General features: G+C 63.8%; 7 protein-coding genes. 5 read left to right on the forward strand and 2 right to left on the reverse strand.

What is annotated here, in order from left to right:
- Positions 1-45 precede the first annotated feature (45 nt).
- Complete coding sequence (locus tag GYA94_RS25735; RefSeq protein WP_161893370.1) at positions 46-1,200, forward strand: MFS transporter; 1,155 nt, start codon at positions 46-48, stop codon at positions 1,198-1,200.
- Complete coding sequence (locus GYA94_RS25740; protein WP_161893371.1) at positions 1,200-1,736, forward strand: oxidase; 537 nt, start codon at positions 1,200-1,202, stop codon at positions 1,734-1,736. Before GYA94_RS25735 ends, GYA94_RS25740 begins: the two co-directional genes overlap by 1 nt.
- A gap of 107 nt (positions 1,737-1,843) precedes the next feature.
- Here the strand turns inward: GYA94_RS25740 and GYA94_RS25745 are convergent, their stop codons facing one another.
- The gene (locus tag GYA94_RS25745) at positions 1,844-2,116 is read right to left on the reverse strand and encodes a DUF3509 domain-containing protein (RefSeq protein ID WP_054890614.1); all 273 of its coding nucleotides are present in this window, start codon (positions 2,114-2,116) and stop codon (positions 1,844-1,846) included.
- 266 nt (positions 2,117-2,382) lie between these two features.
- Between GYA94_RS25745 and GYA94_RS25750 the strand changes: the two genes are divergently transcribed.
- Positions 2,383-2,907 (forward strand): ankyrin repeat domain-containing protein, encoded by a 525-nt coding sequence (locus GYA94_RS25750; protein ID WP_054881728.1) that lies wholly within the window; start codon positions 2,383-2,385, stop codon positions 2,905-2,907.
- A 58-nt stretch (positions 2,908-2,965) separates the two neighbouring features.
- Complete coding sequence (locus GYA94_RS25755; protein WP_009683248.1) at positions 2,966-3,496, forward strand: hypothetical protein; 531 nt, start codon at positions 2,966-2,968, stop codon at positions 3,494-3,496.
- 24 nt (positions 3,497-3,520) lie between these two features.
- Here GYA94_RS25755 and GYA94_RS25760 read toward each other — a convergent pair whose 3' ends face one another.
- Positions 3,521-4,459 (reverse strand): ZIP family metal transporter, encoded by a 939-nt coding sequence (locus GYA94_RS25760; RefSeq protein WP_009683249.1) that lies wholly within the window; start codon positions 4,457-4,459, stop codon positions 3,521-3,523.
- Positions 4,460-4,585: 126 nt separating this feature from the next.
- Here GYA94_RS25760 and GYA94_RS25765 point away from each other — a divergent pair, with 126 nt between their 5' ends.
- On the forward strand, positions 4,586-4,777 hold the full coding sequence (locus tag GYA94_RS25765) for a PLDc N-terminal domain-containing protein (RefSeq protein WP_009683250.1): 192 nt from the start codon (positions 4,586-4,588) through the stop codon (positions 4,775-4,777).
- The last annotated feature ends 10 nt before the right edge of the window (positions 4,778-4,787 follow it).

Genomic DNA, 4,787 nt, shown 5'->3' on the forward strand with positions numbered 1-4,787 from the left:
CTTGCCAGCGATAGGGCCGCTACAGGCCCCCAACAAGGCCACCCCATGCACCCCATCCCTTACTGGCGCCTGTCCAGCTTCTACCTGTTCTATTTCGCTCTGCTCGGTTCCACCGCGCCGTTCCTGGCCCTGTACTTCGACCACCTGGGCTTCAGCCCGGCGCGCATTGGCGAGCTGGTGGCCATCCCTATGCTGATGCGCTGCATTGCCCCCAATCTGTGGGGCTGGCTGGGCGACCGCAGTGGTCAGCGCCTGCTGATCGTGCGCCTGGGTGCGCTGTGCACGCTGGCCAGCTTCTCCCTGGTGTTTTTCGGTAAAAGCTACGCCTGGCTGGCGCTGGTAATGGCCCTGCATGCGTTCTTCTGGCACGCGGTACTGCCGCAATTCGAGGTCATCACCCTGGCCCACCTGCATGGGCAAACGGCACGCTACAGCCAGGTGCGCCTGTGGGGCTCGATCGGCTTCATCCTCACCGTGGTGGGGTTGGGTCGTGTATTCGAGTGGCTGAGCCTGGACATCTACCCGCTGGCGCTGGTCATCATCATGGGCGGTATCGTCGCCGCCAGCCTGTGGGTGCCCAATGCCCAGCCGGTGGAGCAGGGCGAGCGCAGCGCTGCCGGCGGCTTTCTGCGCCAACTGCGTGCGCCCGGTGTGATCGCCTTCTATGCCTGCGTGGCGCTGATGCAGCTCAGCCACGGCCCGTACTACACCTTCCTTACCCTGCACCTGGAACACCTGGGCTACAGCCGTGGCGCCATCGGTTTGCTGTGGGCACTGGGGGTGGTGGCCGAGGTGTTGATGTTCATGTGCATGAGCCGCCTGTTCGCCCGTTTCAGCGTGCAACGTGTGTTGCTGGCCAGTTTCCTGCTGGCCGGCGTGCGCTGGCTGCTGTTGGGCAATTTGGCGGCCGAGCCGGCGGTGCTGGTTTTCGCCCAACTGCTGCATGCGGCCACGTTTGGCTGTTTCCACGCCGCCAGCATCGCGTTCGTGCAGGCCAGCTTCGGCGCTCGCCAGCAGGGCCAGGGCCAGGCCTTCTACGCCGCGCTGTCGGGTACCGGCGGCGCGTTGGGGGCGTTGTATTCGGGTTACAGCTGGAAACTGCTGGGGCCCAGCTTCACCTTTGGTATGGCCAGTGCCGCAGCCTTGGCTGCAGCCGTTATCATTGGCCTTTGTTCGCAACCGACCAGGACCCGCCCCTGATGAGCATTCTCAGCGTTTTCCACACCCCCAGCCCGGCATTGCCGCACAAGGTGTTGACCCACCACGATGACATCGCCGCAACCCTGGCTGAACACGGCGTGCGTTTAGAACATGCCGAACCTGGCGTACGGGTGCGCCCAGGCACTGCGCATGACGAGGTGTTGGCGGCGTGCCGCGCGTACCTCGACCAGCTGATGACCGCGCAGGGCAGCAAGGCATTCGTACTGCTCAACCGTGACGGCCAGGACCCCGCGCAGGTTGATGTGCGCGATGAACACGTGCATGACGCCGACGAGGTTTTCGCCGTGATCAGCGGGCGCGCGCAGGTGGGGCTGCGGGTGGGCGAGTGGGTGTATTCGGTGTTGTGCGAGAAGGGGGATCAATTGCACGTGCCGGCTGGTACGCGGCGCTGGGTGGAGCTGGGTGAGGCGCCGTTCTGCCTGGCCTTGCGTTTGTATGGCAGCGAGCAGGGTGTGCAGGCGAGATTTACCGGGGATGTGAGTGCGCGGGCATTTCTGGGCATTGACGAGTTGTAATGCCTGCACCGGCCTCTTCGCGGGTAAACCCGCTCCTACACATGGCATCACGCATTCAGTGAGGTGCGGGTTTACCCGCGAAGAGGGCCGTTCAGGCTCCACAGCACTCAGCGGTAGGTCGGCAAGGCAAACCGTTGCTGGCTCTGCAGCATCGAGATCACCGGCAGCTCACTGGCCTGTTCAGCCAGGTCACGGCGGATGGCACTGATGGCCCACGACAGCTGCTCGGCGCTGTGCATTTGCCCATAGGTCAGTACGCGTCGGGTCACTTTGCCATCAGCCGCACGCAGGGTCAGCAGCACGCCGCCGTCCGGGCGAGCCTGGGTGGTCACTTCGTAGGCCGAAAATACCGAGACGAATTTTTGCTGAATAAGGTCCATAGCAACTCCTGGCTGTTGTGTGGCAGACATGAGTAGGTAGTTGCAGTGACCGTGCCAGAATCTGAATCCATTAAAATTCCTTTGAATTCAGTAGCTTAGGATGTTTTTACAGAAGCACTTCCGTGCAGCTTGCAAGGTCGTGCATTTTGCACAGTGCAATTTGCACGAAGCGGGCGGTGGCTATCGGCGCAATAGAATATGAACCTTTGACCGCAATTGCGTGCCTGACAAACACTTGGGCAATCATTTACGCAAGGAGGTTCCCGATGACCAGCCAAGCCGCACACGCCACCATGACCGATGACGAAACCGCAGCCTTCGCCGAGCAGGTGTTCGAACGGGCCCGCCAGGGCGATGCCGAGATGCTCGAGCGCTTGCTCGCCAGCGGTCTGCCGGCCAACCTGCGTAACCACAAAGGGGACACCTTGGTCATGCTGGCCAGCTACCACGGTCACCATGACGCAGTGCGTGTGCTGCTTGCCCACGGCGCCGACCCGCTGATTGCCAACGACAACGGCCAGTTGCCGATAGCCGGTGCCGCCTTCAAGGGTGACCTGGCGATGATCCGCCTGTTGCTCGAGCACGGCGTGCCGGTAGACGCAGCGGCCCAGGATGGGCGCACGGCGCTGATGCTGGCGGCCATGTTCAACCGCTGCGAGATACTCGATTACCTGCTGGCCGAGGGCGCCGACCCGGCGCGCCAGGACGCCCGCGGGGCCACCGCGCTGATGGCCGCGCGCACCATGGGCGCGGTGGATACCGCAGCACGCCTGCAAGTGCAGGCCGGCTAACGGCCTGGGGGCATTTGCGGCTATCCTTGGCGACTTTCACCCGCCGCAGGCCCCCCTCATGAAAACTCAGTTGCTCGAATTCATCAGCCTCATTGGCGCTGGCTGCATGCGCGAGGCCGACATCGAGCGCATCGCCGACGAGGCCGCCCAGGCTTACGCCGACCCGGCCGCATTCCTCGCCGCCAACCCTGATATCAACTACGACGACACCTTCCCGATCCCGCTGGGCGAATGGGTGGTGCTGGGCAGCCTGCCGGACACCGTGGTGTTCCAGGCCGACAGCTACCAGGCACTGTTCCAGCAGATCAGCGACTCGTTCGACAACAGTGTGCCGTTCACCCTCAAGCCCAAACAACTGGCCCGCACCGAGCCGCTGACTGCCTTGAACCGCATTCAGGTGCAGATGGGCGCGCTGAACAAGGAGGCTGGCGGTTATGTGCTGCTGAACTTCAGCCAATTGCTGGATGACGAGCTGCAGATGGTGATGGTGGGCCAGCACGACCTGGCGCGGGTGCTGGAGCTGGGCGCCGAGCTGGGGATCAAGGTCGAGCCAGCCCTTGAAGCCCTGAAAGTTGCCGTGCATGCCTGAGGGCCTGTACAGCCAACCAAAACTTCAGCCCAGCGCGGTATCCAGAAACATCATGACCGCAAACCCACCCATCAACCCCAGGGTCGCCGCCGTCTGGTGCCCATTGCGGTGGGTTTCGGGAATCACTTCGTGGCTGACCACGAAGATCATCGCCCCGGCCGCCAGGCCCATGCTGATGGGGTAGGCGAGGGCGAAGCCGGTCGAGATACCCAGCCCGATCACCGCACCCAGCGGTTCCATCAGCCCCGAACCAATCGCCACCAGTGCGGCCTTGAAGTTCGACAAGCCGGTAGCGCGCAAGGCCAGCGCCACGGCCAGGCCTTCGGGAATATCCTGGATGGCAATGGCGCTGGTCAGCGGCAGGCCGATGTTCAGGTCGCCGTTGGCAAAGCTCACGCCAATCGCCATGCCCTCTGGCAGGTTGTGCAAGGTGATCGCCAGCACAAACAGCCACACCCGGTTGATGCGCTCGGCATCGGGGCCACACGGGCCGGTGCTTTCATGCTCGTGCGGGGTGAAGCGGTCCAGGCCCAGCATCAGTAGCACGCCCAGGCCCATGCCCAGTACCACGGTGAACGCCGCCGCCGGGCCGCTGCCGGTGATTTCGCGGGCGGCGTCCAGCCCCGGCAGAATCAGCGAAAACGAACTGGCTGCCAGCATCATGCCGGCGGCGAAGCCCAGCATCACGTCCTGGGTGCGTGCGCTCACATCGCGCAGCACCACCGCCAGCACTGCCCCCAGTGCCGTGGCGCCGAACCCGGACAACCCGCCCAGCAGCGCCAGGTGCAGGTTGTCGGCATGGTCGCCGTTCACCGCGTTCCAGAAGCTGGCCGCCAGCAATGCACAAACTGCCAGCAGGCTCAGCGCCAGCCCGGCGCTGAGCCACGGGGCATTCACGACCTGTTGGCGCCAGGCGTTGCGCAGCGAGGGTGGGGTAGGGCTTTGCGGCTGTGCGACGGGCATGCGGACCTCGGTTCAATGGCTGCTGGCAGTTTACTCAGGGACCTGCCGCCACCGCCAAGGATTCCCTTCTATTGCCGTAATAGCTGACTATGCTGTGCAGCACAGCCTCTGAAAGGGAGTCAAAGCATGGGGTCGACATTCAACAGCCTGGTTGGGCTGATCATTCTGGCGCTGGACATCTGGGCCATCCTCAACGTGATCAAGAGCGGCAGCGAGGTGGGCAGCAAGGTGTTGTGGATTCTGCTGATCGCACTGCTGCCCGTGGTGGGGCTGGTGATCTGGGCCATCGCCGGGCCGCGGGGGAATGTGCGGATCTGAATGCCTGTGC

This window comes from Pseudomonas juntendi (assembly GCF_009932375.1).
Lineage (GTDB): Bacteria > Pseudomonadota > Gammaproteobacteria > Pseudomonadales > Pseudomonadaceae > Aquipseudomonas > Aquipseudomonas juntendi.